Genomic DNA, 23,189 nt, shown 5'->3' with positions numbered 1-23,189 from the left:
CACACCCACCCCCCCCCTGCCTCCCCCCCCCCCCGTTCTGCCCGGGGGGGGCCGCCGGGGGGCCCGGCGCCCCCCCCGTGCTGCCGGGCGCCGCCCCCCCCGCCCCCCCCCCCCGCGGCTCGACCGTCTAGTAAGGACCGACCGGGGTGCGCCGCGCCGAGAGCGCGGAGGTCTCCGGGAAGTCCAGGTTCGGGCAGCTCAGGCCCTCCTCCGGGACGGTCCGGTCGACGAAGTACGCGTTGACCGAGTCGTCGATGCACGGCGAGTACCCGCCGTAGATGGTGTGCCAGTAGCCCTCGTAGGTGATGAGGTGCCCGTCGGCCTGGTCCACGGCCGTCTCGGTCCACTCGTAGACCGTGGCGTAGTCGTGCAGGTTGCCGATGAACACGATCGGCGGCGCCGACCGGTGGATGTCGAGCTCCTCGCGCTCGTTGGTCTGCTCGATGCCGGAGCCGACGCAGGCGAGGACGAACGAGTCGTACGGGGACCACTCGGTGTTCGGGAACTCCTCGGCGAGCCTGCCCATGAGCGACTGGAACTCGTCGAAGTCCTCCACGGCCATGCTGTAGTCCTGGCACCAGGCCGGGTACTGGAGGTTCTCGAACAGCTCGGGCTCCTCCTGGGCCGCACTGAAGGCCGGCGGGATGACGGTGCCCTCGCCCATGGCCCTGTACTCCTCGGCGAGGCCCGGCCAGAACTGGGGCATGTTGGCGGAGAAGGTGAATCCTTCGGCGAGGCCGATGAACGTCAGCGGCAGGCCCTCGTACGGGTCGGTCAGCTCTCCGGCCCGCGCCTTGGCCTTGAGGTCCGCGTAGTAGGTCTCGACGTCCTCGCCGTACAGCGCGCACGACTCGGTGGCCTCGCACCACTCCGCGAAGGCGAGGAAGTTCGCTTCGAGGGGCGCGGTCTCGGTCCGCATGAAGTCCCAGGTGGTCTCCAGGCTGTGGTCCATGTTGCCGTCCAAGACCATCGTGCGGATGTTGCGCGGGTACGCCTCGGCGTACTGCTGGCCCATGAGGGTCCCGTAGGAGTAGCCGAGGTAGTTCAGCTTCCCCTCGCCGAGGGCGCGCCGGATGCGCTCCATGTCCTGCACGGTCTCCAGGTTCGAGACGTGGTCGAACAGCCGCCCGGTGTGCTCGCGGCAGTCCTCGGTCAGGGCCGCGTTGGCGTCTTCGAGCGCGGCGAAGTCGTCCTCGCTCTCCGGGAACGGCAGCAGCGCGACGTTGTTGAGCGCCTCCTCGCTGCACAGCACCTGCGTGCTGGTGTTGACGCCGCGCGGGTCGAAGCCGACGATGTCGAACCTCTCGGCGGCCTCGCCGGTGAGCGGGCTGCCGAACATGATCGACCCGGCGCCGGAGCCGCCCGGCCCGCCCGGGTCCATGAGGATCGTCCCGATCTTCTCGTCGGGGTTCAGGGCCTCGCGCTTGGCGAGGCCGATCTCGATCGAGCCGCGCCAGGGCCGCGAGTAGTCGAGCGGCACGTCGACCGTGGCGCATTCGACGGGTTCGGCCGGGTCGACCTCGGGGCAAGGGCCCCAGTCGATGCCGCCGCGGTTCGCGTTGGCCGCCAGGGGTGCGACGGCCAGGAAGGTGAGGGTGAGAGCGGCGGCCGATGCGGCCGCCGCGAGGGTGCGGGTGAGTGGTCTCAAGCCGGAAGTCCTTCCGATCCAAGGGAGTCCGCGAGCGTCGGTTCGCTCGTTTCCTCTCAGGATTGTAAAGAACGCACCGAATTGCCGGGGTCCCCGGCCATCATCCCTTTAGTCCGTCAGGTCCTGTTCCGTCACCGGTACCTCCCGCGTCCCCGGGGAGGGAGCGGGCCGCGTGCGCGGCCATCTCCGCCAGCACGGTGAGGTCGAGGTCCTCGATCCGCTTGAATGCGATGCTCGCAGCGCCGGTGCGCACCCGCCCGAGCCGGTCCGCGTAGGTCCGTGCAAGGTACGCGCCGTCCTCGACCGCGTTGACGTACAGGCTCACGTGCGCTTGCTGCTCGGCCAGTCCGATGAGGAACCAGTCCGCGCTCCGCCCTCGCGGGCGCGGCTGCACCAGGTCGCCGTAGCCGATGATCGCCTGCTCGGTGCCGCCCCAGAACACACCGCGCCACAACGTGCGAGGCGCACCCGGCATCGCCTCGCGCAGGACCGCGTCGACACGCGCGAGCGTCTCGGCCCGGGCGCTCGCCGCGATGAACGCCGCGACGTCCTCATCCGTCCGGTGCATCGAATCGTCCTCCGCCATGGGTGCATTGTCCCCGACGGGCCGCCGCGGCGGGACGGACTCAGGGGACCAGCAGGCGCTCCAGATGGGACTTCAGTTCCGCGTCGATGTCCACCGACGCCGGGTCGTACAGCCACTGCACCTGGAGCCCGTCCCACAGGGCGACGAACCAGGCGGCCTCGCGGCGCGGGTCGCGGTCGGCGCCGATCTGGCCGCTGCGCTGGAGCATCGCGAACACGGACGCGAAGTGCCCGATCACCCAGTCGAAGCGCCGCTTGAAGTACCCGTGGGCGGGGTGCGCGAGCGCGGTCGCCTCGCCGGACAGGACCGTGTACAGCTCGATGAGGCCGGGCCGGGCGCTGTCGCCGCGCGCGCCCTCCACGACCTCGCGCAGGAACGCCCTGGGCGCCAGGGGCTCCCGGATGCGGTCGTTGACGCGCTCGTCGCGGCGGGTGAGCACCGCGGTCAGCAGCGCGTCCTTGGACCCGAAGTGGTGGAGCAGCGTCGACTTGGAGGACCCGACCCGGGAGGCGATGTCGCTCAGGGAGGTCGAGGAGAACCCGCGCTCGGCGAACAGCTCAGTGGCCGAGTCGAGGATCTTCGCGCGCCGCTGGCGCCCGGGCGCGTACCCGGACTCCTCGGCGACCGGCCCGTCCTGGACGGCCACGACCATCCCCGCCTCCGCGGCGGGGGCCGCGGCCGCGAGGTCGCCGCCCGGCCCCTGCGGGCGCGCGTAGTACGCGTCGAGCTCGGTCGGCACGTCCACGCCGTCGAGGTAGAGGGACATGATCTGGAGCCCGTCCCACACGGCGATGAGCGCCGAGTCCACGGCGTGCTCGCCGTGGCTGATGGTCCGCAGCTGCTCGTAGCGGCGCCGCATGTGCTCGTGCGCCGGGTGCCCGGCCGAGGCCGCGTCCCCGGTGAGGGCCGCGAACAGCTCCACGTACCCGGTGACCTCGGCGTTCCGCCGGGCCAGCGCCGGGACCGCCTCGGAGGGCGGCAGGTCCGCGTGCTCGCCGTACCAGTCCTGGTTGGCGTCCTCCCAGCGCGTGAGGAGCGCGAGCAGGAGGTCGTCCTTGGACGCGAAGTAGCGCAGGAGCGAGGCGTGGGAGATCCCGGCCTTGGCGGCGATGCCGCGCAGGGAGACGCCGCCGAACCCCTCGGCGGCGAAGAGGTCGCGGGCGGCGTCGAGCAGCTCCTCCCGGCGGGCGAGGCCGGGGGCGTAGCGGCGCACTTCAGGCACGCGGGCTCCTTGCGGGCGGTACTGCACGTAAGCGGCACGGATGCACCGCGCGGCCAAGCCTATACGTCCTTGAGGAGATTCCGAGACCAAAAAGCTAACCAGTCGGTCAGGTTTCGAGCTACAGTCCTGTCAGCGGGGGCGATGGAGCCCCCTCTGGAGAAAGGTCCCCCGATGACGACGACGTCACCTACGGCCGAAGCGCCCCTCGCTCCCGCCCGTGAACCGCGCTCGTACCCCTTCGCGCTCGCCGGAGCCAACTTCGGCCTCTACGTCGCGCTGCTGACCCCGGTCATGGTCTCCATGGCGTTCAAGGTCCAGCACCTCACCGCCACCCCCGAGGAGGCCGCCTCCTCCCTCGGCCTGGTCCTCGGCGTCGGCGCGTTCTTCGCCCTCGTCGCCAACCCCCTCGTCGGCCGCCTGTCCGACCGCACCACCTCCCGCTTCGGCATGCGCCGCCCCTGGATCGTCGGCGGCGTCATCACCGGCTTCCTCGCCCTCGCGCTCATCGGCGCCGCCCAGTCCGTGTGGCTCGTGCTCCTCGGCTGGTGCATCGCCCAGGCCGCCCTGAACGCCGTCATGGCCGCCGCCAACGCCACCCTCCCCGACCAGGTCCCCGCCGAGCGGCGCGGCAAGACCTCCGGGATCGTCGGCATCACCACCCCGCTCGGCATCCTCGGCGGCTCGTTCCTCGTGAACTTCATCGACGGCGACTTCGCCCGCTTCACCGTCCCGGCCGCCCTCGCCGTCGTCCTCTGCACGCTCTTCGCGCTGACCCTCAAGGACCGCGTCCTCGCCGAGAAGCCCGCCCAGCGCCTCACCATCGGGCAGTTCCTCGGTTCGTTCGTGTTCAACCCGGTCAAGCACCCCGACTTCGGCTGGACCTGGCTCACCAAGTTCCTCGTCATGTTCGGGTACGCCGGCATCGCCGCCTACCTGCCGTACTACCTCACCGAGAGCTTCCACCTGAGCGAGAAGGAGGCCGTCTCCACGATCCTGCTCGCGAACGTCGCCTCGATGGTGATGATGGCCCTGTCGAGCCCCATCGGCGGGATCGTCTCCGACCGCCTCGGCAAGCGCCGCGCCCCCGTCGCCTTCGCGGGCGCCGTCATGGCCGTCGGCCTCGTGGTCCTCGCGTTCGCACCGAACGTCGGGATGGTCGTCCTCGCCCAGGGCGTCATCGGCCTCGGCGCGGGCGCGTTCTTCTCCGTGGACCTCGCCCTCGCCACGCAGGTCCTGCCCAATCCCGACGACACCGCGAAGGACCTCGGCGTCCTCAACATCGCCAACGCCCTGCCGCAGTCGATCGCCCCGGCCATCGCCCCGGCCGTGCTCGCCCTCGGCAACGCCACGCCCCTCGGCGGCTACCCGTTCTGGTACCTGTTCGGCGCGGTCGTCGCGCTGGCGGGCGCCGTCCTGGTCTACCGCATCAAAGCCGTGAAGTAGGAAGGGAAACCGCAATGTCCGATATCGACACCCGTTACAAGGACGCCTCGCTGCCCGTGGAGGACCGCGTGGAGGTCCTCCTCTCCCAGATGACCCTGGAGGAGAAGGCCGGGCTGTTCTTCCACACGATGATCGTCCCGAGCACGGACGGCGAGCTCGCGGGCCCCGACCCGATGTTCGGCGGACCTTCAAATGAGGAGTACGTGCACGGGCTCCTGATGAGCCACTTCAACATCCTCGGCGGCATGCCGTCCGCCCGCCTGGGCGCGCGCTGGCACAACCGCCTCCAGGAGGCGGCCCTGAAGACCCGCCTGGGCATCCCGGTCACCATCTCGACCGACCCGCGGCACGCGTTCAGCGACAACCCCTTGGCCGCCTTGGCCTCCGGGGCGTTCTCGCAGTGGCCCGACATGCTCGGCTTCGGCGCGCTCGGCGACGAGGGCCTGGTGGAGCGGTTCGGCGACATCGCCCGCCGCGAGTACACCGCCGTGGGCATCCGCGTCGCCCTGCACCCGCAGATCGACATCGCCACGGACTCGCGCTGGGCCCGCCAGCTCAACACCTTCGGCGAGGACCCGGCCACCGTCTCTCGCCTCGGCGCCGCCTACATCCGCGGCTTCCAGGGCCCCGAGCTCGGCCCGGACTCCGTGGCCGCCATGGCGAAGCACTTCCCCGGCGGCGGCCCGCAGAAGGACGGCGAGGACCCGCACTTCCAGTACGGGCGCGAGCAGGTCTACCCCGGCGGCCGCTTCGAGACCCACCTGGAGCCCTTCGAGGCCGCGTTCGCCGCGAAGGTCTCGCAGATCATGCCGTACTACGGGATGCCCGTGGGCACCGAGTACGAGGAGGTCGGCTTCGGCTTCAACAAGTCCGTCATCACCGGGCTCCTGCGCGAGCGGTACGGCTTCGACGGGATCGTCTGCACCGACTGGGGACTCATCTCCGACTCGGAGATCATGGGCCAGCCGTTCCCGGCCCGCGCCTGGGGCGTCGAGCACCTCACCCCGCGCGAGCGGATGGTCAAGATCCTCGACGCCGGTGCCGACCAGTTCGGCGGCGAGGCGATCCCGGACCTCCTGGTGGACATCGTGAAAGCCGGTGAAGTCAGCGAGGAGCGCCTCGACGCCTCCGCGCGCCGCCTCCTCCGCGAGAAGTTCGTCCTCGGCCTGTTCGACCGGCCGTTCGTGGACGAGGACGCCGCGGAGGCCGTCGTCGGCTCGCCCGAGTTCACCGCCGCCGGCGAGGCCGCCCAGCGCGCCTCCGTCACGCTGCTGACCAACGACGGGACGCTGCCGCTCCGCAAGGGCCTCAAGCTGTACGTCGAGGGGATCGACGCCGAGACGGCCGCCGCGTACGGCACCGTCGTCGCCGCCCCCGAGGAAGCGGACGCGGCCGTGATCCGGCTCCAGGCGCCCTTCGAGGAGCGCGGCACCGTGTTCGAGAACTTCTTCCACGCCGGGTCGCTCGACTTCCCGGACGAGGTCCTCGCGCACCTCGCGAAGACCGCTGCCGCCGTCCCCACGGTCGTGGACGTGTTCCTCGACCGGCCCGCGGTCCTCGGCCCGGTCGCCGACACCGCCGCCGCCCTGACCGCCACCTACGGCACCAGCGCGACGGCCCTCCTCGACGTCCTCACCGGCAAGGACCAACCGCGCGGGAGGCTCCCGTTCGACGTCCCGTCCAGCACCGAGGCCGTCGCCGCCAGCCGTCCCGATGTGCCCTTCGACACGAAGGACCCGCGCTTCCGGTTCGGGCACGGCCTGTCGTATTAGCCGAGTTCGCGGCGTGCGGGAACCGTGTGCTACGGTTCCCGCATGTCCGCCGTCCGCTGGTATCAGCGCTTTACGCAGGCTCCGGGTGGAGCCCGCGGTCACTTGCGCTGACCACACGGACACCCGGAGCCACGCGGCAGAGACATCCGTCTCTGCCGTTCGTCGTTGAGGCGGGCCTGGCACCGGGCAGCTCTGAGTGGACTCCCACCCGCCTCTGCACACCAGAGGAGACCTCCGCTCGATGAGCACGCCTGCCAACGCCGACGCCCCGCAGACCAGCGACCTCCGCGTCCGCGGCTTCCAGCCGCTCGTCGCCCCGGCCGTCCTCCGCGGCGAACTGCCGCTGGGACCCGACCGCGCCGCCCTCGTCTCGCACAGCCGCGCCGCCGTCAAGGACGTCCTCGCCGGCGACGACGACCGGCTCCTCCTCGTCGTCGGCCCCTGCTCCGTCCACGACCCGGCCGCCGCCCAGGACTACGCCCGCCGCCTCGCCGCCGCCGCGGCCCCGCTCGCGGACGACCTGCTCGTCGTCATGCGCGTCTACTTCGAGAAGCCCCGCACCACCGTCGGCTGGAAGGGCCTCATCAACGACCCGCACCTGAACGGCACCCACGACATCGCCACCGGCCTGCGCCTCGCCCGCCAGGTGCTCCTCGACGTGCTCGACACCGGCCTGCCCGTCGGCTGCGAGTTCCTGGAGCCGCTGAGCCCGCAGCACATCGCCGACGCCGTCTCGTGGGGCGCGATCGGCGCCCGCACCACCGAGTCCCAGGTCCACCGCCAGCTCGCCTCGGGCCTGTCGATGCCCATCGGCTTCAAGAACTCCACGGACGGCGACCTCGGCGGCGCCATCGACGGCTGCCGCTCGGCCGCGGGGGAGCACACGTTCTTCGGCGTGGACGAGGACGGCCGCGCCTCCATCGTCTCCACCAGCGGCAACCCCGACTGCCACATCATCCTGCGCGGCGGCCGCGGCGGCCCCAACTACGGGCCCGCCGACGTGAGCGACGCGCTGGCGCTCCTCGCCAAGCACGGCATGGCCGAGTCCCTCGTGGTCGACGCCAGCCACGCGAACTCCGGCAAGGACCACGTCCGCCAGGCCGAGGTCGTGCGCGAGGTCGCCGAGCGGATCGCCCAGGGCGAGAAGGGCATCGCGGGCGTCATGATCGAGAGCTTCATCGAGCCGGGCCGCCAGGAGCCCGCCCCGCTCGACACGCTCGTCTACGGCAAGTCCGTCACCGACGCCTGCATCGGCTGGGACGAGACCGAGCGCCTCCTGAACGAACTCGCCGCCGCGGTCCGCGCCCGCCGCGCCTAGCGGACACCAGAACGGCGCGCCCGGGGACCGGGCGCGCCGTCTCACTCTCCGTCGGGGGCGATGACCTGGTACAGGACGTGGTCCTGCCAGCGCCCGGCGATCTTCAGGTACCGCTCGGCGAGCCCGTACCGCACGAACCCGTTGCGCTCCAGGACCTTCTGCGACCCGGTGTTGTGGACGAGCGTCTCGCCCTGGACGCGGTGCAGGCCCAGTTCCCCGAACGCGACGGCCTTCGCGAGGCGCACCGCCTCGGTGGCGATGCCGCGCCCGGCCTCGGACTCGGCCACCCAGTAGCCGATGCTGCACGACTGGAACGCGCCGCGGATGACCGAGTTGAGCATGACCTGCCCGACGAGGCGGCCCTCGTCCAGGATCGCGAACGTGTGGCCGGTCCCGGCCTCGGCGTTCGCGACCGCCGCGGCGAGGCCCGCCTCGACGTGCTCGTCGGTGAAGTGCTCCTCGGAGCGCGCGGGCTCCCAGGGCGCCAGGTATTCGCGGTGCTTGCGCCGCAGTTCCGCGATCGCGGGGGCGTCGCCGGAGCGGACCGGTCTGATCGATGTCACCCGGAGATGATGCCCCGGCGGCCCCGCGGCGGGCGACGCCGGGGCCCGTCCGGGTCTAGCGGGGGCCGTAGCCGGGCGGGGGCTGCTGGGGCCACTGGCCCTGCTGCTGGGGCGGGTAGCCGGGCTGGGGGTACTGCTGCTGCGGGTAGGCGCCGGGCGGCGGGTACTGGCCGGGCTGCGGCTGCTGGGGGTACCCGGGCTGCGGGGCGTACTGGCCGGGGTGGGGCTGGTGCATGACGGGGGCGGCGGTCTGGCGGCCGCGGGCGATCTGGACGACGGTGAAGATGCCGAAGCCGAGCATGCCGACGCCGACGACGAAGAGGATCACGCCGGTGCCCTTGTTGTCGCTGCGCTGCTCGTCCACGGTGCGGTCGGTGGAGCTGCCGTCGTCGTACGTGGTGCAGATGTCGCCTTCGGCCATGGTCTGGCCGCCGCAGTCCACCTCGTCGGAGGTGGTCATGGTGAATCCGCCGTAGAACATGAACGGGGCCATGATGAGCGCGATGATGCCGTAGAACTTGGTCCTGCCGGACACGGGTTCTCCTTGCAGGGGTCGGGGGCGGAAATGACGAACGCGACCGTACACCTCCGGCGCCAGGATTCTAGTACTAGAATAGGGGCATGGACGCCCTCACCGACGCCGAACTGACGATCCTCGGCCTGCTCGTGGAGCACCCGCGCCACGGCTACGAGCTGGAGCACGTGATCGAGGAGCGCGGCGTGCGCAACTGGACCGCGCTCGGGTTCTCCTCGATCTACTACGTGCTCGACAGGCTCGCCAAGCGCGGCCTCATCGAGGCGGTGGGCCCGCGCGCCGCCGCCAAGTCGCGGGTCCCCTTCCAGGCCACCGCGACCGGACGCGAGCAGTGCGCCGCGGCCACAAGGGAGGCGCTGGCGGCGCCGTCCCCGGTGCGCGCCCGCGTGCTCGTGGCGATGGCGAACAGCCCCGCACTTCCGGATGCGGAAGTGGCCGCGGGCCTGGCCGAGCGCCGCACCGCACTGCGCGAACGCCTCACCGAACTGCGCGCGATCCGCGCCGCCCAGGAGCCGCTTCCCACCGCCGCCCGCGGGATCTTCGACTACAGCGAGGCGATGCTCGCCGCCGAGATCGCCTGGGCCGACACCACTCTCACCGCCTACGACCAGGAGACCGCCATGGAGAAGTACGACGTCAAGAAGGCCCGCAAGGACCTCTACGCCCCCTCCGCGAAGGACTTCGCGATCGTCGAGGTCCCCGAACTGCGCTACCTCGCGGTCGACGGCCACGGCGACCCGAACGCCGACTCCGCGTACGCCGACGCCGTCGAAGCCCTCTACAGCACCGCGTACACCCTCAAGTTCGCGAGCAAAGCGGACGGCCGCGACTTCACCGTCGGCCCCCTCGAAGGGCTCTGGCGCTCAGCGGACCTGTCGGCGTTCGTGGAGCGCCGCAAGGAGGACTGGGACTGGACGATGATCATCAGCCTCCCCGAGTGGATCACCGACGACCAGGTCCGAGCGGCCACCACCAAGGCCGCCGAGAAGAAGGACAACCCGGCCCTCGCGGAGCTCCGCGTCCTCACCCTCAATGAGGGCACCAGCGTCCAGATCCTCCACCACGGCTCCTACGACGACGAGGCGCCGACGCTCGACCGCCTCCACAACGCCTTCATGCCCGAGCACGGACTCACCTTCAACGGCGACCACCACGAGGTCTACCTCAGCGATCCCCGCCGCACCGAGCCCGCCAAGTTGAAGACCGTGCTGCGCCAACCGGTCAAGCCCGCGGGCCCGCGCTCCTAGTCCGCCTGCTGGAACACGAGCGCCGCGCCGTGGGCGGCCGAGGCCGCCACGAACGGGCGGCCGTCCGCGGCGCGGCGGACCGTCACGCCCCGGGAGCGGAGCCATTCGACGGTCGCGTCGAGGTCGCGGACCGCCACCGTGTACGCGGCCACGCCCGGGACCAGGCGCGGGGCCGCCCCGGGGAGGCGTTCGGCGAGGTCGCGAGGCGAGGTGAACACGATGCGCCCGGTCCCGGCCGTGAACACCGACGCCGGCCCCTCCGGCGCGGGGGAGCGGTCGAGGTACCGCGAGTAGCGCTCCACCGTGGACCTGCGGCGGTCGTCGGCGACGCACACCAGCGCCTCGGCGACGCCGATCGCGCCATTCGGGTGGTCGGTGCCGAGCTGCGCGTCGAGGAGGGCGGCCGGGGCGTCTTCGGCCGCGCCGATCCGGCCCTCGGCGACCATGCCGAAGGACGCCGACGCGGCGTCGTGGACCTCCAGGAACCGCACCTCCGCGAGGCGCATGCCCTCGGCGGTCGCGATGGGCCGCTGCGCGCTGAGCGCGCCGCTGTTCCGGACGCCGACCGACGAGAGGCGCCCGGCCGTCTCGGCCGCGTCGCGGGTGGCGAAGACCAGGATGTGCGCGCCCTCGGCCTCGCGGAGCCGCCGCGCCAGGCCGCCGAGGGTCTGCTTCAGGACGCCGCGGGTGGCCGCAAGGCGATCCTCGGGGACGTCGAGGGGGATGAGCCTCGCGGACGCGGGCAGCCGCGCGGGGTCCTTGGGCGCGAAGGCCATCAGCTCGATGAAGCTGCGCGGGAAGTCGGCGTGCGTGTTGCCCGCGCCGATCGGCTCGGGTGCGGCGCCCGGCTCGGGCGGCAGCGCGGGGTACGCGGGGGCGCCGACGTGGAATCCCAGGTGCCGGAACGTCTCCAGCGCCACCTCCATGTCGCGCACGACGAGTCCGATGTGGTGGATGCCGGTGATGTCGTCTGCCATGGCGGCGGCCTTTCTCCTGGGGCGCGGTCAGTCGGCCGCGGTGCCGTATGCGGTGTGCCGGAACTGGACTGCGAGGCGGGTGAAGGCCGCGACGACCTGAGGCGCGGCCTCGCGGTAGCGGTCGGGCGAGGGCGCGCGGGACGGCTCGAACGCGCGCCGCACCACCTCCGCGAGCCGGTCGGCGCGGTAGTCGGGGTCCGCGCCGGGCCGGAACGGCTCCGCGGCGAAGAACCCGTACGCGACCGCCTCCATGCCGTACTCGACGTCGGCGAGGTCCTGTCCCGGCCGCAGCAGCCGGTGGCGGTCGAGTGCCGACAGGTACTCGCGGCCGGCGACGAGCTTCGCCTCGGCCACGCGCTCGCGGGCCGGATGCCGCGCCAGCGCGTCGAGTTCGCCCGCCTCGGCGCCGAAGATCAGTCGGAGCACGGGCCGCCGCACCGCCTCCAGGAAGTGCCGGCGCAGGTACCGATGCGGGGCGGCCTCGACTGGATCGGCCTCGACGGCTGCGGCGACCAGGTCGAGCATGGCCGCGGCCTCGCGCGCGCCGACCGCGAGGAGGAGGTGGTCCCGGCTCGGCCAGTGCAGGTAGACGGTCCCCTTGCCGACCCCGGCCCGCGCGGCGACCTCCTCGATCCTGATGCGGCGCGACCCGTCCGCGAGCAGCAGCCCGGCCGCCGCGTCGAGCAGCGCGTCCGCGCGCCTGCCCAGGTCGGTCCGCTGTGACTTCGCCATGGCCGCCCCTCCCGTCAAACTCATGACCAGAATACTCCTATGGTCACGAGATTGCGATCCGCTGCCCCCGGGCATGGGACGGGTCGGGGTCCCGCGCTAGGTCTCCTCGGTGCGGTAGACCCGGAAGCCGCGGGACTCGTAGTTGCGCAGGGCCACAGGGGAGTCGTCCGTGCAGGTGTGCCCCCACACCCGCACGGGCGCCGCGAGGGACGGCCAGCGCTCGTGGAGCGTCCAGGCCCGCGCGATGCCCTCCGAGAGGAGGTGCCCGCCGAAGCCGCGCCCGATGTACCCGGGGAGCAGCCCGAAGTACGCGAGCTCGACCTCACCGGGGTTCGAGCCGTCGAGCTCCGCGAAGCCGACCGGGGTGCCGCGCACGTAGCCCGCCCAGGTCTCCACGCCCGGCCGCTCCAGGTAGCCGCGCCACTCGTCCTCGGACCAGGCGAGGCGGTCCGTCCAGTTCCAGTCGCCGCCGACCGCGGTGTACAGGAACCGGCTGAACGCGACGCTGGGGATCTCGGCCCGCACGACCGACACGGCCTCGGCCGGGGCCTTCGCGGCGTGCAGGTCCGCGCGGTCGCGCATCTCGAAGTACCAGGTGGTCAATGTCATGCGGTCCCTTTCTCGCGGTCGCCGGATGATCGCACATGCGAGGATCGGGAACCGTGACCGCCCTACCGCACGACGCCCTCGCCTGGACCGCGCTCGCGGTCGGCGCCCTCCTCGTCGGCTTCGCGAAGGCCGGGATCAGCGGCAGCTCCTCGATCGCGATCGTGCTGTTCGCGGCGGTGATGCCCGCGAAGGAGTCGACCGGCGCGCTCCTCACCGTGCTCATCCTCGGCGACATGTTCGCGATCCGCTACTACTCCCGCCACGTCGAGTGGCGGATGCTCGCCCGCCTCGCGCCCTGGGCGGTCGTGGGGGTCGTCGGCGGCGCGTTCATCCTCAACTACGCGGACGACGCGGCGGTCCGCCCGCTCATCGGCTGGATCCTGCTCGCGCTGCTGGTGCTCCAGCTCGTGATGCGGTTCGCGCGCAAGGACAAGGACGCGGCCCCCGAGCTGCCCCCGCTCCTGCGCCACGGCGCCGCGGGCCTCACCGGCACCGCCGCGGGCGCGGCCACGATGCTCGCGAACGCCGCCGGGCCGGTCATGGTCCTCTACCTGTTCCTCGCCGGGTTCTCGAAGCTCCAGTTCCTCGGCACGATGGCCTGGTTCTTCCTCGCCATCAACCTCTTCAAGGTCCCGATCAGCGTGGGCCTGGGTCTCATCGACTGGGGCACCCTAGTCCTCACCGCCTGCCTCCTCCCGGCCGTGGCGGTCGGCGCGCTGGCGGGCCGCGCGGTCGTCAAGCGGGTGGAGCAGCGCCAGTTCGAGATCGCGACGCTCGCGATGACCGCGGTCGGCGCGGCGCTCCTCATCCTCTAGCGAGCTGCTTCGCGTACGCGACGTCGTGCTCGCGCGTGTCCGTCTCGGTGACGAGGGGGATGTGCTTGAGCAGGGGGGTGCGGGCGGCGGTGCGGAGGCCCTTGTCTCCCAGGATTCCTTCGCCGAGGGTCTCGTGGCGGTCGCGGCGGGAGTCGCGGGCGTCCTTGCTGTCGTTGTAGTGGACGAGGCCGATGCGGTCGGGGCCGATGTCGTCGGTGAGGGTGCGCAGGGACGCGGCGAGGGCCTTGGCGTCGGCGAGCGGTTCGCCCGCGGCGTGGAGATGGCAGGTGTCGAGGCACAGGCCGACCTCGGGGATGCCAACGGCGTCAAGGTATTCGGCGGTGGACTCGAACGTGGAGGCCATCGAGTTGGCGGCGCCCGCGGTCGGCTCGACCAGGAGCCGCACCGAGTCGGGGGCGCCCTCCATGACGGCCGCGTACGCGCTGCCGAGGCGGCCCAGGGCGGCGTCGCGGTCGCCGTTCTTGGAGGAGCCGGCGTGGACGACCACGCCGAGCGCCCCGAGTTTCGCGGACGCCGCCAGCGCCGCCCGCAGGTGCTCCACGGACTTGTCCAACGCGTCCTTGTCGGGGGACGCGAGGTTGATCAGGTACGACGCGTGGACGTAGACCGGCAGGTCCCGGTCGGCGCATTCGCTTCTGAACTTCTCGGCCGCCGAGGCGTCGACCTTCGGGAGGGCCCACCCGCGCGGGGAGCCGATGAAGATCTGGATGACCTCGGCGCCGATCGCGTCGGCCTCGGCGAGGCCCTTCTTGACCAGGCCCCCGCCCACCGGCACGTGCGCGCCGATCGGCCTCTTCTTAGCCGCCACTGTCGACCCCCTTCGTCACCCGCATTCTCCCGCATGGAGGACGCGGGCGGCGCCGATCCCCGGTCAGCGCCAGACGACGCGGAGGTTGTCGCGATGGCCGAGGCGTTCGAGGTGGACGGCGAGGGCGTCGCGGAGGTTCGAGAGGGAGGCGCCGTCGTCGGCGATCACGAGGAGTGAGAGGGACTCGGGGCCGAAGTTGAGGAGGCCCTCGCCGATGCCGAAGTGGAGCCGGTAGCCGCCGGGCAGCGGCTCGACGGGGACCTTGCGCCCCAGGTGCTCCGCGAGCAGGTCGGCGTAGCTGGCCGATCTGGGGGTCGCGACCTGGGCCGTGGAGACCAGCAGGCCGCCCTGGTCGTCGCGGATGGTGGTCGTCTCGATCATGCGTTCCCCTCCGAGAACTGCGCTCCGTTGCCCCGCCCCGTCACCGTTCGGGTACTCCCGCAGGTTAATCACCGCGGGGCCTATTTGTCAATGACGACAACAAATCCAGCGAGGGGCAGGTTGACACGAGTGTTATCGATAAATATATTGGTATCAATGTGACCGTGCACATAATCCAGATAGGAGCACTCTATGCCGTCCTCACCTCTGAGTCGACGCCGCCTCTTCCAAGCGGCCGGCGCGGCCGCCGTCGCGACCGCCGTGGCCGCCCCCGGCACCGCCCACGCCGCCGTCGCGCCCGTGCGCACCGACATCGGGAACCTCACGCAGCCCTTCGCACTCGGGCGCGTCAGGCTCAACGCCGGGCGCTGGCTCGACAACCAGAACCGCACCCTCTCATACCTCCGCGACGTCAGCGTCGACCGCCTCCTCTACAACTTCCGCGCCAACCACGGCCTCTCCACCGCGGGCGCCGCCGCCAACGGCGGCTGGGACGCCCCCACCTTCCCCTTCCGCACCCACATGCAGGGCCACGTCCTCACCGCCTGGGCCCAGGCCTGGGCCGTCCTCGGCGACACCACGAGCCGCGACCGGGCCAACGCCATAGTCGCCGAACTCGCCAAGTGCCAGAACAACAACGCCGCCGTCGGCTTCAGCGCCGGCTACCTCTGCGGCTTCCCCGAATCCGACTTCAACGCCCTGGAGAACGGCACCCTCACCAACGGCAACGTGCCCTACTACGTGGTCCACAAAACCCTCGCGGGCCTCCTCGACGTCTGGCGCCTCAACGAGAACACCCAAGCCCGCGATGTGCTCCTCGCGCTCGCCGGATGGGTCGACACCCGCACGGCCCGCCTCACCTCCACCCAGATGCAGACCGTGCTGCGCACCGAGTTCGGCGGCATGAACGCCGTCCTCACCGACCTCTACCAGCAGACCGGCACGGCGCGCTGGCTCACCGCGGCCCAGCGCTTCGACCACGCCGCCGTCTTCGACCCGCTCGCGAGCGGCACGGACGCCCTGAACGGCCTGCACGCGAACACGCAGGTGCCCAAGGCGATCGGCGCCGCCCGCGAGTACAAGGCCACCGGCACCACCCGGTACCGCAACATCGCGGACAACTTCTGGTCGATCGTCACCGGCGCCCACACCTACGCCATCGGCGGCAACTCCGAGGCCGAGCACTTCCGGCCCGCGAACGCCATCGCGTCCTACCTGGACACCGACACCTGCGAGGGCTGCAACTCCTACAACATGCTCAAGCTGACCCGCGAACTGTGGCAGCTCGACCCCGAGGACGCCTCCTACTTCGACTTCTTCGAGCGCGCCCTCCTCAACCACCTCATCGGCTGGCAGGACCCGGGCAGCGCGCACGGCCACATCACGTACTTCACGCCCCTGAACCCCGGTGGGCGCCGCGGCGTCGGCCCGGCCTGGGGCGGCGGCACCTGGTCCACCGACTACAACTCGTTCTGGTGCTGCCAGGGCACCGGCGTGGAGACGTTCACGAAGCTCATGGACTCGGTGTACTGGTACGCAGGGACCACCTTGTGGGTCAACCTGTTCACGCCCTCGACCCTCACCTGGTCCGAGCGCGGCATCACGGTCGCCCAGTCCACGACCTACCCGGTCTCGGACACGACCACCCTCACCGTCACCGGCTCCACCTCCGGCTCCTGGACGATGCGCCTGCGCATCCCCTCGTGGACGCAGGGCGCGACGGTCGCGGTCAACGGCACGGTCCAGTCGATCGACACCACGCCCGGCACGTACGCGACCCTCACGCGCACCTGGGCCTCCGGCGACACGGTGACCCTCAAGCTCCCCATGCGGCTCGTCGTCGAGCCCTCGAATGACAACGCTGAAGTCGCGGCCGCGGTCTTCGGCCCCACGGTCCTCTCCGGCAACTACGGGTCCACGGCCCTGAGCGCCCTCCCCGTCCTCGAACCCGAGTCGATCCAGCGCACCAGCACCTCCGCGCTCGCGTTCACCGCGACCGCCAACGGCGCCACCGTGAACCTGGGCCCGTTCTACGACGCACACGGCCACAACTACACCGTCTACTGGAACACCGGCGGCGGCAGCACCGGCGCCCCCGCCTACAAGCTCTACAACGCCAACTCGAACCTCGTCCTCGGCGTGCGCGACATGTCCACCGCGGACGGCGGCCTCGCCGTGCAGTGGAACGACACCAGCACCGCCGACCACTTCTGGGAGCTGGTCGTCTCCGGCTCGGCCCTGAAGATCCGCAACCGCAACAGCGGCAAGGTCCTCGGCATCCAGGACATGTCCACCGCCGACAACGCCGCGGCCCTCCAGTGGGCCGACAACGGCACCGCCGACCACCTCTGGACCCCCGTCGACCAGGGCGACGGCACCCACAAGCTCCGCAACTCCAACAGCTCCAAGCTCCTCGGGATCTCCGGCGCCTCCACCGCAGCCGGGGCCCAGGCCGTGCAGGCACCGGACGACGGCACCGCCGACAACCGCTGGCGCTTCGTCCCCGCCGGGGCCCGCCGCATCCAGAACGTCAACAGCGGCCTGGTCATCGGCGTCCAGAACATGTCCACCGCCAACGGCGGCCTCGCGATCCAGTGGGCCGACAGCGGCACCGCCGACCACCTGTGGACCGCGGTCCTCGACACCGGCGGCTACTTCAAGCTCCGCAACTCCAACAGCGCCAAGGTCCTCGGCGTCGAGAACGCCGCCACCGCCAACGGCTCCCGCATCATGCAGTGGGACGACAACGGCACCGCCGACCACCGCTGGCGCCTGCGCTGGGGCAGCGGGAACGCCTTCCGCATCCAGTGCGCCAACGGCGGCCGCGTCCTCGGCGTCTCGGGCGCCTCGACCGCCTCCGGCGCGCAGATCGTCCTCTGGGACGACAACGGCACCGCCGACCACCTCTGGAGGTTCATCTAGCATCGAGTACGTCGGCGGGACCGGTCTCCGCCGGACCGGGCCCGCCGCCGTGCGCCCACCGTGGAGCCCGGATGATCGGGGAGGGCCCACAGTGGTGTACGGCAAGACCGACCAGGAGCGGTACGAGCTGAAGACGACGCAGCTCAAGGTGTTCGTCAAGGACGACGAGGACCACGGCTACAGCGTCTCGAACCGCGCCCGCGTCAGGTACGCGGTCCGCGCGCTCAACGCCGCCGAGTCGCACCTCTCGCGCCTCGACCCGCTGCTCACGGACATCCGCTCCCGGTACGCGGAGGCCCTCTTCCGGGCAGGGACGGGCGCACGCCGCCTGCGCGACCACCTCGGGTACGTCATCCGCGAGGCCAGCGTCGTGCACGGCCCGAAGTCCCCGGTCGTCGGCGGCCTGAAGATCATCCAGGCCGAGGAGCGCCCCATCGGCGGCGCCCGCGCGCTCCGGAAGATCGAGCGCATCCGTTTCCAGGCCGAGCAGCTGCACGACCTCGGCGGCCTCCCGTACGCCTTCGCCATGCAGGACCTCGCCGAGCGCCTCCGCGCCTCCGGCCGCCACGAGCAGTTCGCCGAGACCCTCGGCTCGCTCGTGCGCGACCGGAACGCCTTGGGCCTCAACGACGACGAGCAGCTCCTCTTCGCCCAGCTCGTGGGCGCCGCGCTCATGGAGGCCGGTGAGGTCGAGACCGCGCTCCCGCTCCTGGAGGAGGCCCGGCACCAGCCCGGCGACCCCGCCGCGGCCGTCCCCGGCACCGGCGACTGGGAGACCGGGTTCCTCGCCGTCACCACCGCGGCCTGCCAGCTCGCCAACGGCAAGCCCGAGGACGCCGAGGCCGTCCTGCGCGACGCCCTGCCCCTCCTCGGGGCGGATGGCGACGACCAGGACAAGCACCTCGGCAAACTCCGGCACCGCACCGTCTTCGAGCTCGGCACCGCGATCTTCCTCCAGGACCGGGTCCTCGAGGCGGTCGACCGCTTCCAAGAAGCCTGCGACCTCATCGCCCGCACCGCCAGCCCCCAGGAGGCCACCTTCACGGCCTACCGGAACACCCGCGTCTACGCCGAACTCCGCGCCCGCGGCGACTGAGAGCGTGTCGCGTCTAAGGCCCGCAGCCGGATTCGCCGTCGTGGTAGACCTGCACGGCCGCGTTGGCGTCGAGGACCTCGGGAGCGGCCCAGAGGGACATGACGTCGAGCAGCGTGCCGCCGTTCTCGATCGCCTCCGTGATCGCCGAGCCCGTGTCCGCCAGCGTGCGGGCATGGGCCGCGATGGCCTCGGGGACGAGGGGCTCGACTTGAAGCCCGGAGAGCGCGAGGTCGGAGGCGTTGAGCTGCAATTGCTCTCCGGGGATCCCGCTCTCGATGTCGGCCTCCATGCCTGCGAGAACCCCCGCCGCCGCGTCGAGCAGTGCAGAGAGCTCGGCGCAGGGCGCGCCTGAACCCTCCGCACTTGAGGACTCGACAGGTGCGGCCGCCTCAGCCTCGTCGCTGCTGCGCTCGAACTCGCGCCGGTCGCTCCCGTCAACGTCCGTCGATATCCAGAGTTCGTCTGCGGAGTTGATGTAGATGGTCGTGAGACCCACTTCGGAGGAGAAGTCGATGGCGTCGACATGCCGTTCCCAGGTCCCCGGCAGTTCGGGGTAGTTCGAGAAGTACCCGTCCAGTGCGCCCGTGCCGTCCGAGCGCAGCGCGATGGTGGCGTCCCCGTCCCGCTCTTCGAACGTCCCCACCATGTCGGCGTCATCGACCGTCAACACACAACCCGTCGCGGCGGCCATGAGGAATACGGCGAGCAGTGCGCTCCGGACTGTTGAAACGGCGGCGGAGCCCCGCCGTCGATACGTCGGCAAGCTGTGCGCAGGGTGCGGTCGCACTGGTACCTCGCAGTTCGGTCTGGTGAGGGAGGCATGGAACAGTCCTGTAAAGGTAGTCAGGGAGGACTGTTCCGTTCAGGCGGGCGACCGGCGGGACTCCGGCAGAACCGGTTTCGGCCGCATGTCGGCCCGGAGTTGGGCGGTGAGGAATGAGATTGCCTCGGCGCGTGCGAGTTTGGCGGCGGGGACCAGGCCCGGGGCGCTGATGAAGCCGTGGGTTGCTCTGGGGTAGACCGCGATTCGGGCTTCGGTGCCTTCGGCTTGCAGGCGGTCGATGTAGCGGGTGGCGTGGTCCAGTGCCGCGTCGAGGGCGCCGACCACTGCCAATGCGGGCGGAGCGCCTGCGAGGCTCGCGAATGTCACGGGGGAGTAGGCGGACCGGTCGACGCCGGGCGGGAACGCCAGGTCTGCGGACTTGCGGAACTTCGGGACCGACAGGCCCGGCTGGAGCGCGTTGCGCTCGATCGACGGGTAGTCGGTGAAGCTCGCCGACCAGTCGGTGGCCGGGTTCGCGAGGACCTGTGCTCGGATCTTCGGGCCCTCCTTGCGGGATCGGAGGGCCAGCAGTGCGGCGATGGTTCCGCCTGCCGACTCGCCGAACACTGCGATGGCCTCGGGGTCGACTCCCCAGCCGAAGGGGTCCGCGGCGAGCGCGTCGAGGACCGCGACGCCATCATCGACGGCGTCGGGGGCGGTGTGGTCGGGGGCCAGGCGGTAGTCCACGCCGACCACGACCGCGCCGAGTGCGGCCGACATGCCGCTGTTCACCCAGTCGTTCTGCTCGGGCAGCCCGCTGATGAACCCGCCGCCGTGGAACGACAGCACCAGCGGCAGCGGCCCCTCGGCCCGCACTGGCCGGAACACGCGCAGCCGCAGCCGCCGCCCGGGCAGGTCGAGGAACCGCTCCTCGATCCGCGCGCCAGGGTCGGGCCTGCCGGTCGCGAACTGCAACAGGGGCGAGGTCATGAGCTTCTCTGACTTCGCGCGCATCGCGACGACGTCTTCAGGGGTGACGGCCTTCCAGTCGACCTTGTCCTTCATCAGGATCCGGACGCCGAGGTGGGGTTTCAGGGTCATGGCTTCCTCCGATCTCGAATACGCTACCGATAGTAGCGTAATGTCGGAGGGCCTGCCACACGGCTGTATTCAAATGACATGCGGTCCCCGCCCGGCCGTGCTGGGATACATCCCTATGCGCGACTATCTCCCCGACGAAGCCGACCTGACGGACAGGATGGAACGGAACCTCGCCGAACACGCCTGCCACCTGCACCGGGACCTGCCCGGCGCGACGGTCACGGAGACCGGCGACCTCCTGATCGCCGACAGCGGCCTCGACGACGACACGTTCAACATCGTCGCCGCGGCCCGCTTCACCGCCGACGATGCCGAGACCCGCATCGCCGAGACCGTCCGGACGCTCGCCGACACCGGCCGCGGCTTCTCCTGGTGGGTCGGGCCCGCCTCGACACCGACCGGCCTCACCGACCGCCTGACGGCAGCCGGTCTGCCGGAGTCCGAACGCGAGACGGCCATGTGGGCCGAACTGGACGACACCCTGCCGCCTCCCGCGGCCGAGGGCCTGGACATCCGCATCGTGACCACCCCCGAGCAGCTCGCCGACTACGCCACGGTCCTCGCCGCGAACTGGAACCCGCCCGCCCAGACGGTGCGCGACTTCTTCGCCCGCGCCGCTCCACAAGCGCTGGCCGCGACCAGCCCGGCCCGATACCTGTTGGGCTACAAGGAGAACCGTCCGGTCTGCTCCGCCGAGGTCTTCCACCATGCAGGAGTCGCCGGGATCTACAACATCGCCACCCTCGCCGCCCATCGCCGACGCGGCTACGGCGGCGCCATCACGCTCGCGGCCCTCCGATCGGCCCGCGAACGGGACAACCGCATCGCGGTCCTACAGGCGTCGGCCGAGGGCGAGCCCGTGTACCGCCGCCTGGGATTCCGCGCCTGCGGCCAGTTCGTCGAACACGCCGTCAACGCCTGAACCGCCCTGTCCGCGCGGCCCCGGTCGGGGCGGATGCGCTTCCGGCCGGGCCGTTGGCGCTAGCCTGTCCGGGTGCCATCATCTACTGCCTCCTCGGCCGGGCGGCCGCGGTCGGATCTGAACGCCGCGGTCTTCGCGGCCACGCTGCGCACGGTCGAGGAACTCGGGTACGCCGGTGCGACCATGGACCGGATCGCGGCGGCGGCGGGGACGGCGAAGACCACGCTCTACCGGCGCTGGCCTTCAAAGGGGGCGTTGATCATCGACTGCCTGCTGGAGGTCTTCAGCCCGATGCCCGAGCTGGGGGAGGACCAGTCGGCGACGCTCGCGGGCGCGGTGCGCTGGCTCGCCGGGAAGATCGGAGAGCCGGGTGTCGGTGCCGCCTTCGCTGGGGTCTTCAGCGATGCGGTCCACGACCCGGCTCTCAGGGAAATGCTGAACACCCGTTTCCAGGCGCCCTATCTGGAGATGTTGAAGGACTATCTCGGCGAATCCGAACAGCGGATTCTGCTGTTCATCGACGTCATCACGGGGACATTGCTCCACCGCATGGGCATGATCGGCCGCCCGATGGAAGACGAGGATGTCGAGATTCTGATCCTTATGGCGCTCAGAGCGTTCGGATAAGGGCAACTAGGTCGCGTTCGCCCAGGTCCAACAGCGGAGAGCTGTCGCCGAGCTTCGAGTCCCGAACATGGAAGCCAGCGTCCTGACGCCGCAGTTCGACGCACTCGTTGGTCCCCGCGGCATTGCTTCGGGTGCTCTTACGCCAAGCGGTTACGTTCTGCATCAAGGAATGCCTCCACATCATCGCAGCGCGTCCAGTTCTTCTTGACGCGCCCATGGTATCCCTCGACACGCTCCAGCTCCTCGATGCACCAGCTCCGATCAAGGATCTGGGTGTGGACGAAGGCGGGACCGGCTGTATGGCTCCTGCCCGGCACGTACACATCGAATGTGCCGCCGAGATCGTGGGCCTGGTTCATCACCTTGATCTCCCAGTTCGGCAGCGCATTCCACTCTCGGATGGCTTCGATCTGCTCCTGCCGAGCCTCTCGGTCCATGACCCGAAGGTCATAGAAGGAAGAGGCACTGGTGACGATGCTCATCCGGTAGGGCGTAGTGCGTGCCTTTATCTCGACTTGCCGCTGGTGCTTGTAGTTACCGCCTACTTCTGCCTCATCGTCGGTGAGGTCCTCCGCAGGTTGCAGAACCTGCTTGTTGTAGGCCCGGGTCTGGATGATCCCCGGGAAGCTCAGTAGGTTGGCCTTCCAGATGGAGCCGTAGTGGAGCTCTGCCTTCGCGAGGCCGAGCGTGTTGTACTGCGGTGAGTCCTCCAGGTTGAGACTCGTCTTGTCCCGGGCGATGTTGGCGAGGAACTGCGCGACATCCGGATCCATCCCGAGGGTCTGGCCGATGCCGAGCATCTCCGGGTAGGTCGGTAGCGTCTTCCCCTTCTCCCAGTTGTTGATCGTCCCCTCGCTGACTCCTAGCATCACAGCAAGCTGCCTGGGCTTGAGGTCCTTCTTCTCCCGCGCGTCGGCGAGATGGATGCCGATCTGCCAGCATGTGAGTGCCGAGGGAATCGTCATGTGCGCACCTCCGTCGTACCTGGTGGGACATTTAGGTTCCCATGTCCCCAGGGCAAACGAGAACCGCCACGGGCGGTTACTTCCTTTGTGCATTGGGCGACCCAAATAATTTCGCC

The 23,189-nt window shown here is 70.8% G+C and carries 23 protein-coding genes; 9 read left to right on the top strand and 14 right to left on the bottom strand.

The window, feature by feature from the left end; all coding sequences use genetic code 11:
* Positions 1-127: 127 nt before the first annotated feature.
* From AB0A65_RS17100 to AB0A65_RS17090, 3 genes are all read right to left on the bottom strand, one after another.
* Complete coding sequence (locus AB0A65_RS17100; protein WP_359952215.1) at positions 128-1,648, bottom strand: alpha/beta fold hydrolase; 1,521 nt, start codon at positions 1,646-1,648, stop codon at positions 128-130.
* A 100-nt stretch (positions 1,649-1,748) separates the two neighbouring features.
* Positions 1,749-2,234 carry a DUF1801 domain-containing protein gene (locus tag AB0A65_RS17095; protein ID WP_359952214.1) on the bottom strand — a complete coding sequence of 162 codons (486 nt, stop codon included), beginning with the start codon at positions 2,232-2,234 and terminating at the stop codon, positions 1,749-1,751.
* A gap of 40 nt (positions 2,235-2,274) precedes the next feature.
* The gene (locus AB0A65_RS17090) at positions 2,275-3,456 is read right to left on the bottom strand and encodes a TetR/AcrR family transcriptional regulator (RefSeq protein ID WP_359952213.1); all 1,182 of its coding nucleotides are present in this window, start codon (positions 3,454-3,456) and stop codon (positions 2,275-2,277) included.
* A gap of 171 nt (positions 3,457-3,627) precedes the next feature.
* Between AB0A65_RS17090 and AB0A65_RS17085 the strand changes: the two genes are divergently transcribed.
* The 3 genes from AB0A65_RS17085 (at position 3,628) to AB0A65_RS17075 (ending at position 7,989) form a co-directional block, all read left to right on the top strand.
* Entirely contained in the window at positions 3,628-4,899 is a 1,272-nt protein-coding gene (locus AB0A65_RS17085; RefSeq protein WP_359952212.1) for an MFS transporter, read from the top strand.
* 14 nt (positions 4,900-4,913) lie between these two features.
* A complete protein-coding gene (locus tag AB0A65_RS17080; protein WP_359952211.1) occupies positions 4,914-6,671 on the top strand; it encodes a glycoside hydrolase family 3 N-terminal domain-containing protein in 1,758 nt (585 codons plus the stop codon).
* 241 nt (positions 6,672-6,912) lie between these two features.
* Positions 6,913-7,989, top strand: coding sequence for a 3-deoxy-7-phosphoheptulonate synthase (locus AB0A65_RS17075; protein ID WP_359952210.1), 1,077 nt, complete (start codon positions 6,913-6,915; stop codon positions 7,987-7,989).
* A 41-nt stretch (positions 7,990-8,030) separates the two neighbouring features.
* On the opposite strand, the gene AB0A65_RS17070 is transcribed toward AB0A65_RS17075, so the two are convergent.
* Positions 8,031-8,552 carry a GNAT family protein gene (locus AB0A65_RS17070; protein WP_359952209.1) on the bottom strand — a complete coding sequence of 174 codons (522 nt, stop codon included), beginning with the start codon at positions 8,550-8,552 and terminating at the stop codon, positions 8,031-8,033.
* A 55-nt stretch (positions 8,553-8,607) separates the two neighbouring features.
* Positions 8,608-9,087, bottom strand: a complete 480-nt coding sequence (locus AB0A65_RS17065; protein ID WP_359952208.1) for a hypothetical protein — start codon at positions 9,085-9,087, stop codon at positions 8,608-8,610.
* Positions 9,088-9,173: 86 nt separating this feature from the next.
* Here AB0A65_RS17065 and AB0A65_RS17060 point away from each other — a divergent pair, with 86 nt between their 5' ends.
* The gene (locus AB0A65_RS17060) at positions 9,174-10,334 is read left to right on the top strand and encodes a GyrI-like domain-containing protein (RefSeq protein WP_359952207.1); all 1,161 of its coding nucleotides are present in this window, start codon (positions 9,174-9,176) and stop codon (positions 10,332-10,334) included.
* Here the strand turns inward: AB0A65_RS17060 and AB0A65_RS17055 are convergent.
* From AB0A65_RS17055 to AB0A65_RS17045, 3 genes are all read right to left on the bottom strand, one after another.
* The gene (locus AB0A65_RS17055; protein WP_359952206.1) at positions 10,331-11,311 is read right to left on the bottom strand and encodes a VOC family protein; all 981 of its coding nucleotides are present in this window, start codon (positions 11,309-11,311) and stop codon (positions 10,331-10,333) included. The two genes, AB0A65_RS17060 and AB0A65_RS17055, sit on opposite strands and share 4 nt — an antisense overlap.
* Positions 11,312-11,338: 27 nt before the next feature.
* A complete protein-coding gene (locus tag AB0A65_RS17050) occupies positions 11,339-12,043 on the bottom strand; it encodes a helix-turn-helix domain-containing protein (RefSeq protein ID WP_359952205.1) in 705 nt (234 codons plus the stop codon).
* 96 nt (positions 12,044-12,139) lie between these two features.
* Entirely contained in the window at positions 12,140-12,652 is a 513-nt protein-coding gene (locus tag AB0A65_RS17045; RefSeq protein WP_359952204.1) for a GNAT family N-acetyltransferase, read from the bottom strand.
* 53 nt (positions 12,653-12,705) lie between these two features.
* Between AB0A65_RS17045 and AB0A65_RS17040 the strand changes: the two genes are divergently transcribed.
* A complete protein-coding gene (locus AB0A65_RS17040) occupies positions 12,706-13,467 on the top strand; it encodes a sulfite exporter TauE/SafE family protein (RefSeq protein ID WP_359952203.1) in 762 nt (253 codons plus the stop codon).
* On the opposite strand, the gene AB0A65_RS17035 is transcribed toward AB0A65_RS17040, so the two are convergent.
* Positions 13,457-14,296 (bottom strand): deoxyribonuclease IV, encoded by an 840-nt coding sequence (locus tag AB0A65_RS17035; protein ID WP_359952202.1) that lies wholly within the window; start codon positions 14,294-14,296, stop codon positions 13,457-13,459. The two genes, AB0A65_RS17040 and AB0A65_RS17035, sit on opposite strands and share 11 nt — an antisense overlap.
* A 63-nt stretch (positions 14,297-14,359) precedes the next feature.
* Entirely contained in the window at positions 14,360-14,677 is a 318-nt protein-coding gene (locus AB0A65_RS17030; protein WP_359952201.1) for a DUF2218 domain-containing protein, read from the bottom strand.
* Positions 14,678-14,869: 192 nt separating this feature from the next.
* Between AB0A65_RS17030 and AB0A65_RS17025 the strand changes: the two genes are divergently transcribed.
* Together AB0A65_RS17025 and AB0A65_RS17020 are read left to right on the top strand one after the other, a co-directional pair.
* On the top strand, positions 14,870-17,599 hold the full coding sequence (locus tag AB0A65_RS17025; RefSeq protein WP_359952200.1) for a beta-L-arabinofuranosidase domain-containing protein: 2,730 nt from the start codon (positions 14,870-14,872) through the stop codon (positions 17,597-17,599).
* 91 nt (positions 17,600-17,690) lie between these two features.
* Complete coding sequence (locus tag AB0A65_RS17020) at positions 17,691-18,695, top strand: hypothetical protein (RefSeq protein WP_359952199.1); 1,005 nt, start codon at positions 17,691-17,693, stop codon at positions 18,693-18,695.
* A 13-nt stretch (positions 18,696-18,708) separates the two neighbouring features.
* Here AB0A65_RS17020 and AB0A65_RS17015 read toward each other — a convergent pair whose 3' ends face one another.
* Positions 18,709-19,362: a hypothetical protein gene (locus tag AB0A65_RS17015; protein ID WP_359952198.1), complete on the bottom strand. Its 654-nt coding sequence runs from the start codon at positions 19,360-19,362 to the stop codon at positions 18,709-18,711.
* A 195-nt stretch (positions 19,363-19,557) separates the two neighbouring features.
* Positions 19,558-20,559: an alpha/beta hydrolase gene (locus AB0A65_RS17010; protein ID WP_359952197.1), complete on the bottom strand. Its 1,002-nt coding sequence runs from the start codon at positions 20,557-20,559 to the stop codon at positions 19,558-19,560.
* Between the two features lie 157 nt (positions 20,560-20,716).
* Here AB0A65_RS17010 and AB0A65_RS17005 point away from each other — a divergent pair, with 157 nt between their 5' ends.
* Both AB0A65_RS17005 and AB0A65_RS17000 read left to right on the top strand, forming a co-directional pair.
* Complete coding sequence (locus AB0A65_RS17005; protein ID WP_359952228.1) at positions 20,717-21,481, top strand: GNAT family N-acetyltransferase; 765 nt, start codon at positions 20,717-20,719, stop codon at positions 21,479-21,481.
* Positions 21,482-21,553: 72 nt separating this feature from the next.
* Entirely contained in the window at positions 21,554-22,108 is a 555-nt protein-coding gene (locus AB0A65_RS17000; RefSeq protein ID WP_359952196.1) for a TetR-like C-terminal domain-containing protein, read from the top strand.
* Here AB0A65_RS17000 and AB0A65_RS16995 read toward each other — a convergent pair.
* Together AB0A65_RS16995 and AB0A65_RS16990 are read right to left on the bottom strand one after the other, a co-directional pair.
* A complete protein-coding gene (locus tag AB0A65_RS16995; protein ID WP_359952195.1) occupies positions 22,092-22,271 on the bottom strand; it encodes a DUF397 domain-containing protein in 180 nt (59 codons plus the stop codon). The two genes, AB0A65_RS17000 and AB0A65_RS16995, sit on opposite strands and share 17 nt — an antisense overlap.
* Entirely contained in the window at positions 22,246-23,073 is an 828-nt protein-coding gene (locus AB0A65_RS16990) for a Scr1 family TA system antitoxin-like transcriptional regulator (protein WP_359952194.1), read from the bottom strand. The genes AB0A65_RS16995 and AB0A65_RS16990 overlap by 26 nt, the downstream gene beginning before the upstream one ends.
* Positions 23,074-23,189: the final 116 nt, after the last annotated feature.

Origin of the sequence: Glycomyces sp. NPDC047010, assembly GCF_040644205.1 — a bacterium.
GTDB lineage: Bacteria > Actinomycetota > Actinomycetes > Mycobacteriales > Micromonosporaceae > Glycomyces.
The sequence above is the reverse complement of the archived record's forward strand: the minus strand, read 5'-3'. Positions and strand labels throughout refer to the sequence as shown.

Coding starts and splice junctions, on each gene's coding strand:
- AB0A65_RS17095 (WP_359952214.1), bottom strand. CDS start 2,234: ATGGCGGAGGACGATTCGATGCACCGGACGGATGAGGACGTCGCGGCG.
- AB0A65_RS17085 (WP_359952212.1), top strand. CDS start 3,628: ATGACGACGACGTCACCTACGGCCGAAGCGCCCCTCGCTCCCGCCCGT.
- AB0A65_RS17080 (WP_359952211.1), top strand. CDS start 4,914: ATGTCCGATATCGACACCCGTTACAAGGACGCCTCGCTGCCCGTGGAG.
- AB0A65_RS17075 (WP_359952210.1), top strand. CDS start 6,913: ATGAGCACGCCTGCCAACGCCGACGCCCCGCAGACCAGCGACCTCCGC.
- AB0A65_RS17060 (WP_359952207.1), top strand. CDS start 9,174: ATGGACGCCCTCACCGACGCCGAACTGACGATCCTCGGCCTGCTCGTG.
- AB0A65_RS17055 (WP_359952206.1), bottom strand. CDS start 11,311: ATGGCAGACGACATCACCGGCATCCACCACATCGGACTCGTCGTGCGC.
- AB0A65_RS17050 (WP_359952205.1), bottom strand. CDS start 12,043: ATGGCGAAGTCACAGCGGACCGACCTGGGCAGGCGCGCGGACGCGCTG.
- AB0A65_RS17045 (WP_359952204.1), bottom strand. CDS start 12,652: ATGACATTGACCACCTGGTACTTCGAGATGCGCGACCGCGCGGACCTG.
- AB0A65_RS17030 (WP_359952201.1), bottom strand. CDS start 14,677: ATGATCGAGACGACCACCATCCGCGACGACCAGGGCGGCCTGCTGGTC.
- AB0A65_RS17025 (WP_359952200.1), top strand. CDS start 14,870: ATGCCGTCCTCACCTCTGAGTCGACGCCGCCTCTTCCAAGCGGCCGGC.
- AB0A65_RS17010 (WP_359952197.1), bottom strand. CDS start 20,559: ATGACCCTGAAACCCCACCTCGGCGTCCGGATCCTGATGAAGGACAAG.
- AB0A65_RS17005 (WP_359952228.1), top strand. CDS start 20,717: ATGGAACGGAACCTCGCCGAACACGCCTGCCACCTGCACCGGGACCTG.
- AB0A65_RS16995 (WP_359952195.1), bottom strand. CDS start 22,271: ATGCAGAACGTAACCGCTTGGCGTAAGAGCACCCGAAGCAATGCCGCG.
- AB0A65_RS16990 (WP_359952194.1), bottom strand. CDS start 23,073: ATGACGATTCCCTCGGCACTCACATGCTGGCAGATCGGCATCCATCTC.